Here is a 19,970-nt window from a genome sequence, read left to right as displayed (position 1 = left end):
GTAAGTTAAGAAAAGATCTAAATGCAGAGAACAGTTATATAGTAATGGATTTGTATAATTTGCCGGATATCAATTGGTGATGGGGTTATCAAGTGATGGTGTTATCAAGAGATGGTGTTATCGAGTTATCTAGTTATCGAGTTATGATGTTAGGTTGTGATTGAGTTACGGTGTGAAGCAGTTGGCAGTCGGCAATAGCCTATGGCGAGGTCGGAATATGATTTACCCGCTCAGCTATTGCTTTAACAAACAGTCTTTTATATTGCCTAGTTATAGTGTTACATTGTAATCGAGTTATGATGTGATGGTGTTTTATGTTCATTTTATTCGTGAGACCTCTATTGTTTGATAAGGGACTCATGATATGCTTCGCAGTTCTTGATGCAAAACCCCGACTGTCGTTCAGGATAAACTAAACCAAAGAATCAAGCCTGCATTAATTTCTATCACCCCATTACGCTTCATCTACTAAACAAAAAGAACTCACTCCGTTTACCATCGGAGCTTAAACAGCTTTTTGTTCTTTACGTAGATTTCAGCTATGGAGCCCCGATGAAATTACGGAGGGCGGGGTTTTATATGTGGAAATTTTGAACTAACGTTTTTTATTTCACGCTTTAAACTTGTTTCAGAAGTATTTATTGATTTTAGTTGTTATCCTGTTATCTTGTTATGATGTTATCGAGTTGTGGTTCACTATGAGCTTTGCAAAAGCCTAGCCTGTATTGAGCGGCAGTCGAAGTATGGCAGTCTCTATAAAAGGAATCGTTAGTATTCATACTTGTCTTTTACCTTTTATCTATCTTCTCAATTCTAGAATCATATCTATTAAAAAACACCTGCCCTAGGCTGTGGCAGGCTGGGACTCGCTTTTAGCAGAACACGTAAAATTATCTGCTGTTTGAGGCAAAGTGCCGAGTTCAGATAATTTAGTGTTCGAAATACTAGCGGATGGCCGAACAGCTAAGGCTAGATTTTTTTTGTTACTTTTTTATCAATGAAAAAAAAGTAAACTACCTCGGGGCAAGCCCACGAGGTAGTTTACTTAATAATCGAGAGCATTGCCACAGCCGCTCCATCGCCGTAGCTTCACAAAGAGGGAAAGGAATGACTTAGGAGGTGATGCACCTGTGGCCTGTATATAATCTTTTATGTTTCTTATTTTTCTTTTCTGAAAACACGCACTTCTTCTTCGTGGAGGTCAAGAAAGGTATTGTCTGCCCTGACTTTTATTAAATAGGTACCTGCTTTAAGCCGGTCGGAAATTTTAAATCTCCATAAATGCTTACTTTTGGTAACAGGCTTCGGGGCTTTGGACAGCTTTTGTCCGTTATATCTCCCCAGCTCCTGAAGCAGATAAAAACGCTTTAGTTCGGGAGATACTCCGGGGTAATGCTCCATACGGTGCCAGGTTTTGCCATCAAAAGACAACTGAACGTCTGTTTTACTATCGGCTGCAAAAACATTTGCATAGATATATGGTTCATTTAAAACATTCATTTCCTTATCCCATTCTTTATGTTCCGGCACCCATATATTCATTTGCTTTTCCTTTGGGGCTCCCGAAACTTTATAACGAAGTTTATAGGTATCATCGTTTGTTTTTAAACGCCAGTAACCTTTTGGAGTACCATCATGCATCATGGCAAAAGGAACTCCATCGATATCATGTGCACCTTGCCACCATGCTCCGCATACAGCTCCTCCTACAAGCTGATGAATAGCTGCTTGATCTTTTCTTTCAAAGTAATGATGGTACTGCGTATGTGTATGCCCGGTTACGACCAGCACCTTCTCAAATGGAGTGATCAACTCTATAAGGGCTTCTTTATTTTGGGTGTATTCGAGCGGAATATGACTGAAAACTTTCACTCCTTTATACCGGGGGCCTAATTTATCGGCAACTCCGGCTACAAATGTTAATTGATCTGTATCAAATTTACCGATGTATTCGCGGTCATTCACCGGAAAATTGTTATTGAGTACTAAAAACAGGTTATTACCGAATTCAAAAGCATAGTATGAGGGGCCGAAAGAGGCTTCAAAAGTCTTATCCCGGTCAGAAAACTCCTTTTCTCCAAAATTCAGGTCGTGATTTCCTATAACGTAATAAACAGGTACATCTACCAATCCCAGAGTTTCAGAAAGCGGTTTAAAAATACGAAGGTTATCAAAGGAAAGATCCCCCAGCGGAACGATGATGTCGGGGCGGCTTTTGGCCAGCTCCTCGGTGACTAATTTATTGACGTGATGAATATCATCGATTACATCTGCCTGGGGGTCTCCCAGCAATGCTACATGCACAGTATCTTTTTCTTTATTCTCATACAAAGGAAAATCAAACTGCCTGTTTTTATTCAGCTCCTGATATAAATGATAAAACTTAAGATTGTTTTGCGGGGTACGCGGTGAAATATAACCTTTTGGTTTTATAATAAATATCGGATTATTCTTTAACGGCTTAATTTTATAAACTCCGTCTGTGTCTGTTGAAACGATGTCTCTCCCGTTACTTATAAAAACACCTCCAAGAAGTTTTTCTCCTTCTTCAAAACTGCCATTCCGGTTTTCGTCGTGGTATACCCTTCCGGATATCTTATACGATTGCCCGACCACCATATGGGCAACAATCACAAACAAACCAAAAAGATACCCTGATCTATTCATTCGTCTTCATTTTTAAGATTTCAAGAATTTTACCTAATAACTCACTGTTTTCATAAACTCCCTGTAGTTTATCAGACTGCGGGCCATATGCGAATAACGGAACCATGGCTCCTGTGTGATCGTGAGTTGTAAAATCGCCTTCTATGGCTCCGGTATGTACATCTCCCTGAGGGATTGAGAATCCGGAAGTTTCATGGTCTGCTGTAACGATTACCAGCGTGTTTTTATCTGCATCTGCGAATTTTATTGCTTGTGCTACGGCTTTATCGAAATCGATTCCTTCGGCTATGATACCATCGGTATCGTTAAAATGTCCATAACTGTCAATATGCGATCCTTCTACCATTAGCAAAAACGGATTCTTTTTACTCTTTAGAAAGGATAATCCGCGTTGGGTTGCCTCGGCTAAAAAGTTTCCTCTTCCTTCTTTTACTCCCGGTAAACCACCTTCAGCTACGAGAACGCCTACTCTATCGTCTTCGGCTGTTATGTTTGCCATTGAGTTTTTAAGGCTAAACGGCATTTCTTTTACACCTGAAAAATATTTGGCTCCCCCTCCAATAAATAACGATATATCACTTTTTACAAGGTCCGACGCTATTTTTTGTGTATGCGACCTATCTTTCTGGTGCGCATAAAAAGCAGATGGTGTTGCTCCTGTAATTTCATCGGTAGTGATCAAACCCACCTTAAAACCTTGTTCTATCAATATCTCGCTTATGTTCTTCACCGGTTTACCATCGGGTGCTACGCCTATAGCCCGATTGTATGTTTTAACGCCCGTTGCAATTGCTGTTCCCCCTGCGGCAGAATCTGTAGTAAAGTCGTCGGCCGACTGCGTTTTCAGGAATCCTATACTCTTTAATTGTGTCAGGGTTAAATTTCCTCCATTTGCCAGGGCAGCAGCTGAAATCTGAGACAGACCATTACCGTCTCCTATTAGCAAAATTATATTTTTAACCTTATGGTTCTTCTTGTCGTGTACAAATTGAGGTTTGTAAATCTCCGATACCTTCGGGTTAAAACCGATCCTCTTCGATAAACTATTAAGATACCTGGTGGCTTCAAATGGTTTGTCTGTATTTATAAAATCTACTCCTAAGCCTGTGAATGCTTTCCATGCCGATTTAGAATCAGGTGCTCCCCAGAAACGAAAAGGTTTATTTAAACTATGGGCTGTCTGAATTACATTCTTCACACGTTCAAGATCACCGGCTGTCATTCTTCCTTTTCCATTCCAAACGGAATAATCTTTATAATCTACACTTACAAGTGCTACCTTATTCCATGAATTCCGGTCAGAGAGTCCGGTTAACTCCTGATGGTCAAACCATATAAAATCGGGGTATTTGGTATAGTCTCCAGCTTTTGGCTTACCACCGGAGATTACAAACCGAATCTTTTTATTTTCTGTAAGATCCGGATAATTGCCCAATATCTTTACCAGGTGATCCAGAGTACTGTAGGCTTCAGTTTTTATATCTATTAAAAACTGTAAGGGATGATTTACTGTAATACCGTTCTTTAAAGCTGTACGTAAAGGTCTTAAATATAGGGTTTCTATCGTGTGTTTATTTACAATGGTAGCAGCTTCATGGGCTACAAAAAGGGTATCATTTTTATTAATAACATCTATTTCAATAGAATGAACACCTGCTGCATATGCTTTCCAGAACGGAACAGGTTGTTCATAATCATTATGAGAATGAACCTTACAGGTTATTTCCGGTGACTGTGCCTGTAGGACTCCCAGGCCTAAAACAATAAAGAAAAATATATTTTGAATAAATTTCATTTCAGATTTATCAATGAAAAAGATGCCGTCAAAGCGGCATCTTTAACTGTTAAACATTAAATCAAATAAAAACAACTAACTAAAATTACCAACCTGTATTTTGCTCGATCCCCGAAGAGATAATAGCCTCGTTCGGTATCGGCCATACATGCATATAAGCAGGATCAAAACTTCTTGCAGGCCAGACTACTTCCAGGGTATATGCCGAATCAGGGTCTGACCTGTCAGTATGTATCCTTCCATATAAGGGTTTACTATACACCTCGGCGGCATCTCCCCAACGCACCAGGTCGTAATGCCTGTTGGCAAATTCACCTGCGAACTCCACACGTCTTTCATGCTTAAGGTCTTCCATGGTAGCATTGACCACCGGTCCTAACCCGGCTCTTTTCCTTACCATATTTAGTGGGGCATCTCCATTTTTTCCCTGCATTATTAATGCTTCGGCTTTAATAAGCAGTATTTCAGCATAACGTAGAATAGGGACATTATAAATAGTTGAAGGATCATTACCATTAGAGTTGATATAAGTTCCTATCGGGTTTTCGAACCGGTATTCATACATATACTTATTAAATTGAAATCCGGAAAGTGAATTTTCTGACTGGTATCGTCTGTTTTCTCCAAAAAACTGGAATTCATCTCCAAATTTTAAAATGGTTACTTCTCTCCTCTGATCGTTTTCCTCAAACTCTTCATAGAGGCTTTCCGTTGGGGTATAATACCCCCAACCGTTATACAACCCCCAGCCTTTATTTTCCAACATAACCCCGGGCAACTTACTTCCTCCTTCAACTCCAGAGTCAACCGACCAAATATATTCACTGGTCCAATTATTCAGGTGACTGTGCAACAGGCGAAAATCTTCTTCCGGATGGCCGGTATCTATCAGTGCTCGACCGGATCCTGAATTGGTAACTGCATCGCAGTATGTAACAGCATCGGCATATTTAGATGCATCATACTGGGCCCAGTACAAATACGTTTTTGCTATATACGCCAGGGCCGCATCTTTATGGGCTCTCCCATAATCTCCTTCTGCATATTCAGTAAAAAGCGGTAACAGCGCTGCTGCTTTTTTCAGGTCATCGACAATCTGCTGATAGTTTTCTACAACACTTGCGGGGCGTTGATAGCTGCCGGCTTCATCATCCATGTTTTCTTCGGTAACTATCGGCACTCCCCCATTCTGTCCATCATCTCCATAGGTATGTGCCAACCAGAAATAATGGAAAGCCCTCATAAAATAGGCCTCCCCTAAGATTCTGTTTTTCAATTCCCCGTTAATATCCATTTCCGGAACATTCTTAAGCACATCATTGGCCCTCCTTATTATCTTATAGCTCTGCGGATACATCCAATATGTATATCCTTCATCACCTGTGAGGTTAAAACTTTTAATGTTATCGGCAGTAGCGTTCAATCGTCCGGTAACCATATCATCTGAAGCATTGATATACCAAAAGAAACCTCTGGAGAACATATCCTCGTCTTTCATGTAAAAATACAAGCTGTTGGTTGCCTCTGTAGCATCTTGTTCTGTTTTCCAGAAATTCTCATAAGAGGTACTTCCCTGGGGGTCTAAATCCGTAAAATCGTCTGAGCACGAAACTACGCCCGTCTGAACACCCAAAAAAAGTGCTATTAACTTTATATATTTGTTTTTCATACGTTTATTTTTTTTTAATGCTCGTTTCATCGATCTGTCTTTTTATTTCGTTAAAGTGATAATGATAAACCGGCAGTTATGGTCCTTGCAGGAGGATATTTTCCGACATCCAGTCCCTTGCCTCCGACTTCCGGATCCATCCCGCTATAATTGGTGATCGTCAATAAGTTTTCAGCCGAGAGGTAGACTCTTAAAGATGAATTCTCCAGTAAAGACCCTATGGCTTTTTGTGGTACTGTATAACCCAGTGTTATATTTTTAAATCTCAAATATGAAGCATCTTCAAGATACCAGCTGGAAGTTGTACCATAGGTCTGGTTATTATCCTGTGTAGACAATCTCGGAATATCTGTACTTGTATTTTCCGGAGTCCATGCATTCAATACCCTGTTATCGAGGTTATAGCCCTGTTGTGAAGCATTGTATGCGGTAAACTTATACGCATTGAACACCTTAACACCACCAACACCCTGTAATATCATATTCAGATCAAATCCTTTATATTCAAAATTCAGCCCCACATTATAAGTAACCTCAGGCAGATAGCTATCCATAAAAACACGGTCGTTGTTATCTATTTTACCGTCGTTATTAGTGTCCTGAAATTTAAAGTCGCCCGGTACTGCGTTCGGTTGTATCAATGCGCCGTCTTTACTATGTGCATCAATCTCATCCTGCGACTGAAAGATTCCCAGGTACGGTATCAGATATGTTGAATACAGTTCTCTTCCAACTACAGACCTGTACGGATACAAAGTACTCCTTACATTATCTGAATGTGCTATGTAATCGATACCACTACTATTGTAACCATCAAGGTTAACCAATTTATTATCGAGGAAACTGGCATTGGCACTAATGCTATAGCGTAAATCACCTGCCTGATCCTTATAAGAAACTGCCACCTCATAACCTGTATTTTTTACTTCTCCACCATTTACATCGGCAGCCGTAGTTCCCTGATGAAGATCTTCCAGACCGGGGATGATCATTCCTTTTGTCGTCTTCTCGAAATAATCGGCTACAATAGAGAGTTTATTATTAAATAAACTTGCATCAATACCAAAATCCAATGACTCTGATATTTCCCATTTAAGGTTCGGATTCGACTGTCTTCCCACATAAGTTCCCTTATCGTCGAGGGAACCGTCTGCTCCCAAAATAACGGTAGTCGTGTTAAGAGGCACATCAAATGAATAGTAACCAACAGAGTTAATATTACCTATCTGCCCCCAGGAAGCTCTTAATTTCAGGCTATTAACAGCGGCGACATCGAAGAAATCTTCACCTGATATCTTCCACGCTGCGGAAGCCGATGGAAAATAATCCGCCTGGTTTTCTTTTGCAAGACGCGAGGTTTCATCCCTGCGGATACTTCCTGATAAAAAATACTTGTTCTTATAATTATACATGGCCCTTCCGATAGCAGAAGTTAAAGCATCTTCGTATACATCCGTTTCCGGAGTCCTGATCACTGAAGCATTTGACATATACTGGTTAAAAGGTTCTTCATTGCTAAACCCTTCTCCCTGCTGGAAAAAATACTCGTAATCTGTAAATTGAGATGAATAAATAGCTGTAAGGTCGAGGTTATGGTCTCCAAAGCTTTTCTTATAACTCAACTGATTATCCCACACCCAACGATTGGTATCCGAATAACTCTGATATAAGTAATTATTGAGGTTTGTTCTTCCTAATTCAGGAATTCTCGGCGAGAATTTCTTATACTTGGTATTGGTACTGCTATAGCTATAGCTTGTCTTAAACTTTAGTCCATTGGCAATATTGTAATTAAGATATACATTTGCATTCAGGTAATTCACCGGATTCGTGATATCAGGACGTAACAATAATGCCACAGGGTTATAAACATCTCCGTAAGCCCCCGCAAAATTCGACAGCCTTTCCGGTACCACTCCGCTAAAGTTTCCATTCTCATCACGAACCGGAGCTGCTGACGGCATATACAAAGCATTGATAATACTTCCTGAATATGAACTTGTTGAATTCGTACCTACCGCTTCGCTTCTCGAATAATATACATTTTCTCCAATAGTAATATTATCCGTTAAATCTATATCTGTTTTAACCCTGAAAGAAAAACGTTCTGAAAAAGTACCTAATAACAATCCTTCTTTCTTATTATAACCGAAAGAAGTCATATAGTTCACCTTATCAGAAGCTCCGTTTATATTCATATTTGCATTATAAATGGCTCCTGTTCTAAAAATGGCATCCATCCAGTTTGTTCGGGTTACCTGTCCCCACGGATTTTGCTCTGCATTGTGAGCAGACTGTCTTGGAGCACCGGAATTATCGGCAGCTCTATTGTATACATCTGCCTGTTGCTGAGCATTAAGAGGCGTTGGTAAATTAGAAGCTGACTGGATTCCACTGTAAAGGTCAAAATTAATTCTCGGCTTTCCTTTTTTCCCTTTTTTAGTTTCAATCACAATTACCCCCGATGCCGCCTGTGCTCCATAAATAGCTGCCGCTGCGGCGTCTTTCAAAATCGACACCGAAGCGATGTCGTTAGGATTTATTGCAGGTCCGTAATAAGGCACTCCATCAACAACGGTCAGTGGAGCTTCATCTGCAAAAGACCCGTACCCTCTTATAACAATTCGTCCGTTTTGAGAAGGATCACCACCTTGTTGTAATACCGTAACCCCCGGAACATTCCCCTGAAGGAAATCGCTCAGCGTTGAAACCGGCCGGCTGGAAATCGATTCGATATTCTCCACCGTTGAAATAGCCGAGGTAATGTCGCTCTTTTTGGCGGTTCCATACCCTATAAGAACTACCTCATCTAAGGCACTCACCTCTTCCTCTAGTTCTAGAGAAAACTCCTGGTCTCCGGAATAAACGAGCTGAATTGTCTTGAATCCGATAGACGAAACCGTTATGGTACCTTCTTCCTCATTTACGCTTAATGTAAATTTGCCGTCAAAATCGGTAGCTACTCCATTCTGACTTTGCCCATTTGCAATAACAGTCGCTCCCGGAACGGGGGCGCTGTCGGTTTTAGAAACAACAGTTCCTTTTAAAATAGTTTGTGCCGCCACTCCGGAAACCATTCCGACATATAATAGCAACATAAACAAATAGTGTTTTTTCATTGTGATAAATTGGTTTTGATTCTGGAGCGAATGTATCTCAAGATGACCGCCGAGAGGGGTCAAATAGTTTCAAAAAGGTTCATCTATGTTTCAAAAACTCACACAAATCCTCCTTAATTATCACACATTTGTTTCAATAACTTTTTGCTAACATTGCCCTAATCTGAGGCTAACTTTCAGGCTGGTTTCTTTTGATCTTTATATACTTTGGGACTGCAATTGAAGTGCTTTTTAAATTGTCTGCTGAAATATTTCGGATTGGCAAAGCCACATTCAAAACTGATTTCAGATATGTTTAAAGTATTTTGGTCCAGCAGGTACTGTGCTTTTTGCATCCTTAAGTTAATAAGTACATCGGAAGGTGATTGATTAAGCACTTCTTTAAACACGCGATAACATTTAACTCTTGATATCTCTAGTTTCTCCTGAAGACGCTCTATGTTAAAGGTATGATCATGCATACTTTCATGCATACAGGAAAGGCCTTTTTTAACCAGCTTTTCGTTGGGCGAGAGCAACTGATCCTCTTTATGTTTTGCGAACCACGTCAAGCTACTTTTTTCTTCCAGCAAGGCTTTTCTCCCCCTCAGCAGGTTGGTGAATTTTGCCTGGATGAAACTTTTGCTCACCGGCAATTGAATTGCCGTATCAATCCCCAATTCGGTAGCCTGCTCCATTTGAAAATAGCCTATTTCTTCTGAAATAAAAAGGATGGGACAACGGGCTGATTTTTTAGTTTTCTTTTGTTCCTCTAAAAACTGTAAAATTTCGCCATTTAGTTTTACATCGTACATAACCAACAGATCGATATTAAGGTTTGCGAAGGCAGAAGTTATTTTTTCAATGCTGTTCTCAAAAATCAGGTGGTATCCCTCTCCGTTTAATAAAGATTCTAAAATCTTATAATTAACCTCCTTACTCAATATCAGAATATTTTGTTTATCGTTTGGCAACTCGTCAATCATTCCCAGGTGGTTCCATTGTATTACTGAATCTTTTCCTGGTTTAGAAACAGAGCAAGGAACTTCCAATACCATCGTAACACCAGCTTCCTTTGACGTTTTTACAGCTATATTCCCTGCTAACTGCAATAACAGTTTTTTTACTGCATTGTAATAAGGGCTATAGCGTTTTAGACCTTCCGTATTTTCCTGTAATAATTCACTATCAGAATTTATATGCAACACCAGCTTTTCATCTTTAAGAAAACAAGCTAAACATATGTTACTGCCCCGATTGCTATATTTAATAAGGTCGTTAAAAAGATACTTGAACAAGAGTTTAAATTGTAACAAGTCTATAGTTACCCATGCTTCCCCGACATGTATCTGGTAACTTAAATTTATACCCGATTTCAGTAATTGTTGTTCCTGATTTTTGGTTAAGTCAATTAATACGGTATTGACCTTTACCAGTGATTTTTCAGAAACATCAATATGATTCACCTGTGCCAAAAAATCCCATTCTATTAATGCGTCCATCATTATCCGGGTTTGATGAACAAGAGATGTCTGTACTTCAGACGGAATACTGTCATCCTGGCTCTGTTGCAGTATTTGCATTAAAGGTTTTTTAAACCCGGCCAGTACAAACGTTTTAAATTTCTCGATCTCAAAATCTTCATTTTTTAACTGATGGTGTAATGCCAACACTTCTTCCTTTTGTCTGTATATTTTACGATTCTGATCTTCCAGCACCTTATTTACCTTAATAAGGTCTTTCTTCTGGCTGTCAATAACAGCCGTTCGCTCATTGATCTTTGCCCTAAGCTTTTCTTTGTAGATTTTATCTTTACGGATCTTATATAAAAAACCAAGCGTTACGAACAGAAGCCCTCCCGTTACCAAAACCCAAACAAACCAGGACGACTTATAAAATGGGGGCGAAATAATGACTTTCACTTGAGATTCAGGCATTCCGGAATTACTCGTGCTATTTTTCAATTCCAGTGTATATGCCCCCGGCGACAAGTCTTTGTACAGAACAGGGTTTCCTTTAAATACTTTCCAATCTTTGTCCAGACCTGTTAATCTGTATAATACCTCATTCTCAAAATTTTTCCGATACGAAACCGGAACTATATTCAGGCTGATATGATTTTCTGCATATGATTTTTCAATATACATTTTATCATTATTCATTCCGTCTATTTCGAAGGTAAGCGCGGGTAGTGTTTTATTGAATCCGATGAGTTCAGGAGCAAAATAATTAAGTCCGTTAATTCCACCGAAATACAACACCCCCTTGGCATCCTGATAATATGCTCCCTCGGAAAACTCAGGTGCCTGCCACCCTTCCTCCGGGTTTAAAACATTTACCTTGTAATTGTCTTTATAAATTGCGGCGATTCCCTTGGTTGTACTTATCCATATATGCCTGCCATTCGGGATTACACTATATACCATGTGACTCGGCAATCCTTCTTTCTCAGAAATAACCTTTACCACTCCTTTTTGAGGATCAAAAACTGTTACGCCTCCCAGAGCTGCTATCCAGTAATAACCGCTCGACTGATCTTTATGAATGTCATATATACTATTTCCGGATAGCCCCTGAGCCGTTGTTAAATGGCGTTTACTCCCATTATTCGGGTTAAACAGAATTACGCCATGATCCTCTGTAGCCAATGCCAGTTCATTGCCGGAAGTGACAATATCCCTGATGTGATATGATTTTAATTTCTCCCTACCCTTAAAGTCTTCAAATTTGTTTTCTTTTACATCAAAAAGGGCCACTCCTCCCCAACATGCCACCCATAATTTATTGTTCTTCGTTTCTGTTACTGCATAAATTCTGTTAGCCGGCAGAAGGGGGTTATCTTCAGCACTATAGCAGGCGGTATCTTTTTCTTTAATACGGACAAGTCCGGCATAAGTCCCCACCCAAACGGAGCCATCCTTTCCGGTATATAAACTACGAATCCGTTCCCAGTCTTTATTGGTTTCAGCTCTTTTCAGGGGCGCCTTAACAAAATCTCTTTGATCCTTATTATATTTATAGAGTCCCCTGGTGTAATACCCCAGCCAAAGTTCATTATTTTTATCCATGGTAACAGCTCTTACCGTTTCACCTGGTAGCTGCCTAAATGTTTCAGGATGCGGAGCTATTGTATTTATATGTTCAGAACCCGTAAAGGCCATACTGAGTCCGCCGTCTTTATGTCCTAACCAGATATTTCCGAAGTCATCCTCATATATCTTTTCTATCTCATTCCCGGCAAGACTATAAGGGTTATACAGATCGTACATATAATGTTCAATATGCATATTATGAATATTAACTTCCTTGTTTCTAATTACAAAAAGTCCGCTTTTTCTCGTGGCATACCAGATGTTGCCTTTTCTATCCTGATATGCTTCATTGATAAAAACATCCGGGTATTGATTTTGCAACAGCTTTTCGTATAAGGCCGAACCGGGTGCATTTACCTGTTCCGGTTCCATTTCTGAAAACCCTGTATTGTTAAACTTATAATATCGCCCATTTTCAGTAACAACCACCAGATTATTATCTTTCGATAACTGAAGATCGACGGGATCTTCATTAAAAGAATAATTTTCAAAAGTCCCTTTTTCACTTAACCGGCTTACCGTATTATTATCAGTAAGACACCAAATCTTACCATCCCCGTCTTTTTGCAAAACATAAATTACATTACCGGCGAGAGAAGTAGAATCATTGTCGATATGTTTATAGCTTTTAAAGTCTTTACTATCATACCGATTAAGTCCATCCCAGGTCGCTATCCACAACCTTCCTTTATTATCACCGATAATATCATTCACCGAATTATTAGATAATCCGTCTTTTGTAGTCAGGGTTTTGAATTTTAAAGATTGACTAAAACCGGAAACAGTGAAAAGAAAAAAATAAAAAATTAACCTCATAAAACAATTTCATCAATTCAAATAATGCGAACATGTAAAATTACATTTGCCCCTTAAGTTTATTTTAAGGACAGAATTAAACTATGTTTATCTAAAGGTTAAATATTCCTGAATCATTTTAGCGTCTATCTGCCATGAACCAATTTTGTTATGAATAACGCTGTTAAATTTTACAGTCGTTAATGATATAAATTTATCCGTCCTTTTTTTGCACCTTTGATATAAATATTAATGAAGTGCTTTTATCATAATCAGATGAAAAATAAGCTAACCATTTTTAAAACTGTTGCTCACTATTGCAGTTTTACCAGGGCTGCCGAAAAGTTATACATTTCACAACCGGCCATATCGAAAGCTATCCGTAATATCGAACTGGAGCATAAGACCACTTTTTTTATCCGTAAAAGGAATTCTATTGAGCTTACCGAAGATGGAAAGCTGTTTCTGGTTTATGTAAACAAGATCCTGGATGTTTATTCCGAAATGGAAAATCACTTTTTAAAGCAACAGAAAATACTGCCCGATATAATTCATTTAGGTGCCAGTACCACTATAGGAAATTACATTCTACCGAAAGTTATTGCCAGGTTCCGTGCTAAATTCCCCGACATTGACTTTGAGCTAAGGAGTGGAAATTCTGAAACTATTGAAACTTTAATCACAGACCGGCAACTGGATTTTGGTATTACTGAAGGCAAGAACACAAATCCACAGTTGCAATACAGAAAGCTGATAAAAGACGAGATTGTTCTGGTTACCAACGTGAGAAACAAAGATTTCAAAAATGGAGTTATAGATAAGTCTACTTTGATGGAAATCCCGATTGTCGGAAGAGAATCCGGATCAGGAACTAAAGAGATCATCAATAAAACCCTGCATATTCCAAAAAAGAAGAAACTTAATAACGTAGCCAGTTTCAGCAGTACAGAAGCTATTAGAAATTATTTATATTATTCTAATGACTACGCCCTGTTATCGATTAATTCAGTAACTGAAGACCTGATAAACAATAAACTCAGGGTAATTGACATTAGGGATGTTACTATGGAAAGATGGTTTTACTTTGTTTCACGCACCGGATTTCAGTCGGATGTAATGGATTATATAGCCAATTTTATTCAGCAAGAGCATAACTAAAAGTTATACGGCATAATTAATTGAATTGCTCATAAGCCCTATGCTCACCATACTTTTGTGTCTGAAAATATGATCGACATGAAAGTTACCATAACCAGATTACTTTTTATAGCTATTATCCTGTTAGCCTTGTCGGGGTTAATCAGTAGTGTACTCGCTCTCATACTCGGATTTCTATTTACATTGTTCTTTAATAATCCGTATGAAACTTACAGTCATAAAGCCATACAATTCTTTCTTAAACTATCTGTTGTTGGTTTAGGTTTTGGAATGTTTTTAAAAGAAACGATACAGACCGGACTGGAAGGACTGGAACTGACTTTCTTATCGATCATCCTTACGGTTACTTTAGGCTTGCTACTCACTAAAGGATTTAAGTTAGACAGGCAATTAGGCCATTTAATTACTTCGGGAACGTCTATTTGCGGGGGAAGTGCCATTGCAGCCATATCGCCCGTTATAAAGGCCAAAGGAAAGACCATCAGTATTGCTTTGGCAGTCATTTTTCTGTTAAATTCGGTGGCTCTGTTTATCTTCCCTGTGATCGGTCGTTTTTTTCATTTAAATCAGCACGACTTTGGACTTTGGTGTGCTATAGCTATCCACGATACCAGTTCTGTAGTCGGAGCAGCCATGAATTACGGAGATGAAGCCTTAAAAATTGCAACAACGGTAAAGCTATCTCGAACCTTATGGATTGTTCCGCTATCGGTTTTTTCCATGTTTATGTTTAAAACCAAAGGAGAAAAGATAAAAATCCCATACTTTATCTTGTTATTTATAACGGCTATCGTTATAAACAGCTTTCACATACTCCCTATTCCGGTTACCGGGTATATAGTGCTTATTTCGAAGCGATTGCTCGTGGTAACACTTTTTATTATAGGAACAACGATCTCTCTGAAAGAAATAAAAACTACCGGGATGAAGCCGATTCTCCTTGCCTTATCTCTTTGGTTGTTTATTTCTCTATTCTCTCTTTTGTATATTATGTAGTTGTTATCGAGTTATCTTGTTACGGTGTGATCTTGTTATGTTGTTATCGAGTTGTGGTGTGAAGCAGTTGGCAGTTGGCAATAGCCTATGGCAGTTTTACCTTCTAACTCGCATCTTATCTTAATAAAGAAGAAGTATGAAAACGGAAATCGGAAGTGTTCATGACTCGTAAGCAAGTACTTTTCCAGTTATTCTCTATTTTAACTTTCAGGAAGCTTTATGAGATCGTCATCTTTTGTCCAGGTTCAATACAGGATCATTTTATTAAAGTCTTGCTTATTTCCACGTTAGGATACTAAACTTTATTTACGACTTTATCTGTGATATCACTGATAGCATGTATTATTCTGCTCAGGACTTCATTTTAAGACTTGAATTATTTTTTCTTTTCCATTAAACGTTTTAAGGCTTCAGGCTTTTCTTCAAAACGCTCCTTATTCTTTTTAAGGGGGATACAGTACAACAGAATTAAAAACACGGCTAATGAAAAAGCCGGTAATAACAATTTATAGCCTAAATAATTTGACAGTATCATTATAAGACCTATAAACAACAGGTTCAGCACACTGATAAAGAAACTGGCACGTTTATGAGAGAGCAATAAGCCATCAGTAAACAAATGGTGTAAATGATTTCTGTCCGCTGAAAAAGGGGATCTTTTGTTCAATATCCTTACGATAAACACCCTGGCGGTATCCAGCAAGGGTACTATTAAAATACTAATTATAATAATCGGTGTGTTTTCTCTTAAAAAAGGCAGAGCGAAAGAGTCTTCCATCGGTACGGCCAATAGCTTTATCGTTAAGAGACTTATAATAAAGCCTACCAATAAAGAGCCCGTATCTCCCATAAAAATTTTGCGTTTTACAGACAAATTATAATACAGAAAAGCCAATAAGCACCCCTGTAATGCCAGACATAACAACACGAAGAACCCCTGGTTTATGGTATAAAATATGAATGCATATGCTCCGGAAATAACCAATCCTACCATAGCTGCCAGGCCATCGATACCATCGATTAGATTAAAGGCATTGATTACTACGATCATAAAAAATGCAGAAAGTACTGCTCCCGCCAGTTGTGGAATTGTACCTATCCCCATAAACCCATGCAAAGAAGTGATAGCAAAAGAAGGATTGTACAACACAAAGGCAATAGCACAAAACTGAGCTAGCAGTTTTGCCTTTGGACTAATAGACACCAGATCGTCTTTAAGTCCGGAAATAAAAATAATAGTAAGAGCCGGCATTAAATAGATGGCCTCTTCGTATACGGCAAAGTTTCTTATAAAGAACAATGTACCGACAAACGACAAGTAAAAGGAGACTCCTCCCAAAGTAGGTGTTTTTTGCTCGTGTGAACTCCTCGAGCCCGGATCGTCCATTAGGTTTTTATACTTTACAACGTTAATGATCTTGGGGATGGTCAGTAACGTAAATATAAAGCACCCTAAAAAGATACCTATTGTATACCACAACATATAATTACTTTAGTTAAGTTAGTTTAGTTGCAACAAATGTAAGGAGATATTTTATAAGTCATTGAACTGGTCTTCAAAATTCTGGGAATTTTAAGGGTTATTTAGAGAGCAATGGACAGTAGGCAGTCAGCAATGGACAGTAGGCAGTCAGCAGTGGGCAGTGGGCAGTCAGCAGTAGGCAGTGAGCAGTGGCAGTGGCAGTAGTCTAGGGTAATGGTTAAGTGAGTTTTAATTATTGGTGGTTACTGTGCATAATCAAGTGCTAACCTATTGAGATTACCACAGCCGGCAAAGTGGATTCGCAATGAACGAAAAGGATCGTAATCGCGAACGAAACTTCGTGTAGTACGGCTTGCCCGATAAAAAACATCTCACGGGCAATCTCCCCGGCATTGGAAATTTTATTTTGAAAAATTGTCACAGCGACTCCTTTGTCATGGCTTCATAAAGACGACAGTCTTTTTTATTACCTGGCTATAGTTTACACTGTTATCGAGTTATGATGTTACGTTGTTATGATCTTCATTTTGCCTTGATGCAAAACGAACCAAAAAATCAAGCCTTGCCTTTTCGACGACCTCATGGAAGCTCGAATGTTAAATTAAACGAACTCCCCACGCTAGGGCGTGACCCAAACAGCGTTTAATTCTTAACACATTTCTCACTTATGAGGTGCCCGCCTGTAAAGGACTATAGCGGGTTTGGAATATGATTTACCCTCTCGACAATTGCTAACAAACAGTCTTTTTTATTACCTAGCTATAGTTTACACTGTTATCGAGTTATGATGTTACGTTGTTATGGTGTTATGGTGTTATGATCTTCATTTTGCCTTGATGCAAAACGAACCAAAAAATCAAGCCTTGCCTTTTCGACGACCTCATGGAAGCTCGAATGTTAAATTAAACGAACTCCCCACGCTAAGGCGTGACTCAAACAGCGTTTAATTCTTAACACATCTCTCACTTATGAGGTGCCCGCCTATAAAGGACTATGGCGGGTTTGGAATATGATTTACCCTCTCGACAATTGCTAACAAACAGTCTTTTTTATTACCTAGCTATAGTTTATACTGTTATCGAGTTATGTTGTTATGGTGTTACGCTGTTATGATCTAAAAGAGGTTCCTAAAACTCCTTTACTAATTGTAGTCCTGCAGCATATTTAGGCTTGAAAGTCTCTCCGAAATCAGCTCCCATAAGCACCTTTAGCTCGGCAAAATGTATCGGAAGTTTTAGATCTAAACGGCTGGAGAATACATTCTTACCTTCTTGCATAATAGTACCCCGTGGTCGTCTGCCATAATTTCTGTTATAGCTAAGCAACAATCGGTATGGCAATTCCTTAACGTTCCCTCCTATTCCTAAATGGTGTGCCATAAAACGATTGTTAGCAATGCCTACTCCATTAGAATATGGTAAAAAGAACGGCGAACCGATGGTATGCTGATGGTATGTCCAGCCTGATTGATAAACATAATTATTGAAATAATCATCGCCGGTACTAAAGAATGGCGCTCCGTCGCTATGGCTTTTCATATAATAGAACTCGTAAAGCATATGATGTACCAAACCTGTAGGTTGTTTTTTTGCCAGGTACACCCCGTATCGTCCATCAGGCAGGTTATTAAGCTCTCTCCCGGAACGGTCTTCAAATACCGAATTCCAGAAGAGCTCCAAATTAAAATGATCGTACTGCTTTTTAAATCGTACCCGGTATGAACCTATAGAATTACCTAAAGCATTGATCTGATCTCCACCTACTGCACCTTCTCCTCCAGAAGACCCGGTAATTATTTTTAGATAATCTTTAAAACCTGACGGTTGCTTCCCTGTTGTGGTACTAGTCCCTGCCCATTGTGCCACATGTTCCAATCCTATCGATAATTCCGTTCTTGGATTAAACCGATAGATAAAAGTGAGGCCTTTACTATGTACGCGGGCATTATCGACATAGCGATCATCATCCATAAGATACTCTCCCCAATAGGCATCGATTAAAAACTTTTCAGACTTCCCTAACGCTATCGGCTTTGTAGTATAAGCATATACCCCCGGTAACGGCCTGGCATTATCAGACCACAGTATACTCTCTCCAGAAGTTGATAGCCCGCCATACGTAGTCGGGCGTTGTTTTTTCCCACCAATGACACCAAACCATTTGTTCTGGTATTGCAGATACCAGCTATCGCCTCTTAATACCGGAGCTGCGGCATCGTTAAACAACAGTCCTGTTCCTGCTTCTAAAAACGACTGCACACCTAAACGATGTTGTAGTTTTACTTCGGCCAGTCCCATAACACGGGTATCTTCTTCCATACGGCCATAAGTATTGTTTGCCATCCAAAAAGGCAAAGAATCGCGTACAGAGGCATAACCACCGAGTGTTATACGACCGCTGAATTCTGTTTCTTGTGCTAATAAAAATGTAGGTAGGGTTAATAATAGACTTCGTACAATGTGTTTGTATTTCATGCTTGCTTTTTTATAAAACCTAAAACGATTAGCAAAGCTATAAAATTGAATGAAACTATCTGTTTTTTTTTGATGTTGTTGTTATACTGTTATGGTGTTACGTTGTTATCGAGTGATGATGTTATCGTGTTCATTTTATTCGTGAGACCTCTATTGTTTGATAAGAGACTCATGAATGCTAAGCATTTGTATTCGATACCTTGTCTATTGTTTTTTAAAGGTTCTCATGATGTGCTTCGCAGTTCTTGATAAAAAACCCTTCGACTGTCGCTTAGGATAAACTAAACCGCAGAATCAAGCCTTAATGCATACCATAGACCTATTTCTTCTTATTAGTCCTTATTCTTTTTTACATTGCCTAAAAAAGAACCAAAAAACGCTAGCCTTAGCTGTTCGGCTACCCACTATTATTTCCATTACTAAATTAGCTGAACTCGCCTCGTTTTCTACGAGGCTCAAGCAGCACCTAATTTTACGTAATAATCAATTAGTGGGTCCCAGCCTGCCACAGCCTAGGGCAGGATTTTATTTGTTATCGAGATATGGTGTTACACTGTTATGATGTTATGGAGTTTTATTCTTTTGTATTCGATACCTTGTCTATTGTTTTTTAAAGGTTCTCATGATGTGCTGCGCAGTTCTTGATGCAAAACGAACCAAAAAATCAAGCCTTGCCTTTTCGACGACCTCATGGAAGCTCGAATGTTAAATTAAACGAACTCCCCACGCTAAGGCGTGACTCA

General features: G+C 39.0%; 9 protein-coding genes. 2 read left to right on the top strand and 7 right to left on the bottom strand.

All coding sequences use genetic code 11. From position 1 onward, the window contains the following. Positions 1-1,158: 1,158 nt before the first annotated feature. The 5 genes from MQE36_RS12575 to MQE36_RS12555 form a co-directional block, all read right to left on the bottom strand. Positions 1,159-2,667 carry a calcineurin-like phosphoesterase C-terminal domain-containing protein gene (locus MQE36_RS12575; RefSeq protein ID WP_242936328.1) on the bottom strand — a complete coding sequence of 503 codons (1,509 nt, stop codon included), beginning with the start codon at positions 2,665-2,667 and terminating at the stop codon, positions 1,159-1,161. Further along, the gene (locus MQE36_RS12570; RefSeq protein WP_242936327.1) at positions 2,660-4,462 is read right to left on the bottom strand and encodes an alkaline phosphatase; all 1,803 of its coding nucleotides are present in this window, start codon (positions 4,460-4,462) and stop codon (positions 2,660-2,662) included. Before MQE36_RS12570 ends, MQE36_RS12575 begins: the two co-directional genes overlap by 8 nt. An 85-nt stretch (positions 4,463-4,547) precedes the next feature. Continuing rightward, on the bottom strand, positions 4,548-6,131 hold the full coding sequence (locus MQE36_RS12565; RefSeq protein ID WP_242936326.1) for a RagB/SusD family nutrient uptake outer membrane protein: 1,584 nt from the start codon (positions 6,129-6,131) through the stop codon (positions 4,548-4,550). A 50-nt stretch (positions 6,132-6,181) separates the two neighbouring features. Then, positions 6,182-9,250 (bottom strand): SusC/RagA family TonB-linked outer membrane protein, encoded by a 3,069-nt coding sequence (locus MQE36_RS12560; RefSeq protein ID WP_242936325.1) that lies wholly within the window; start codon positions 9,248-9,250, stop codon positions 6,182-6,184. A 176-nt stretch (positions 9,251-9,426) separates the two neighbouring features. Then, positions 9,427-13,137, bottom strand: a complete 3,711-nt coding sequence (locus tag MQE36_RS12555) for a two-component regulator propeller domain-containing protein (RefSeq protein WP_242936324.1) — start codon at positions 13,135-13,137, stop codon at positions 9,427-9,429. Between the two features lie 255 nt (positions 13,138-13,392). Here MQE36_RS12555 and MQE36_RS12550 point away from each other — a divergent pair, with 255 nt between their 5' ends. Together MQE36_RS12550 and MQE36_RS12545 are read left to right on the top strand one after the other, a co-directional pair. Next, positions 13,393-14,274, top strand: a complete 882-nt coding sequence (locus MQE36_RS12550) for a LysR substrate-binding domain-containing protein (RefSeq protein WP_242936323.1) — start codon at positions 13,393-13,395, stop codon at positions 14,272-14,274. A 78-nt stretch (positions 14,275-14,352) separates the two neighbouring features. Continuing rightward, positions 14,353-15,270 carry a YeiH family protein gene (locus MQE36_RS12545; protein ID WP_242936322.1) on the top strand — a complete coding sequence of 306 codons (918 nt, stop codon included), beginning with the start codon at positions 14,353-14,355 and terminating at the stop codon, positions 15,268-15,270. A gap of 376 nt (positions 15,271-15,646) precedes the next feature. Here the strand turns inward: MQE36_RS12545 and MQE36_RS12540 are convergent, their stop codons facing one another. Both MQE36_RS12540 and MQE36_RS12535 read right to left on the bottom strand, forming a co-directional pair. Continuing rightward, positions 15,647-16,753 (bottom strand): glycosyltransferase family 4 protein, encoded by a 1,107-nt coding sequence (locus MQE36_RS12540; protein ID WP_242936321.1) that lies wholly within the window; start codon positions 16,751-16,753, stop codon positions 15,647-15,649. A 1,127-nt stretch (positions 16,754-17,880) separates the two neighbouring features. Next, positions 17,881-19,227 (bottom strand): capsule assembly Wzi family protein, encoded by a 1,347-nt coding sequence (locus tag MQE36_RS12535; protein WP_242936320.1) that lies wholly within the window; start codon positions 19,225-19,227, stop codon positions 17,881-17,883. Between the last annotated feature and the right edge of the window lie 743 nt (positions 19,228-19,970).

The sequence above is a fragment of the Zhouia spongiae genome (genome assembly GCF_022760175.1).
Taxonomy (GTDB): Bacteria; Bacteroidota; Bacteroidia; order Flavobacteriales; family Flavobacteriaceae; genus Zhouia; species Zhouia spongiae.
The sequence above is the reverse complement of the archived record's forward strand: the minus strand, read 5'-3'. Positions and strand labels throughout refer to the sequence as shown.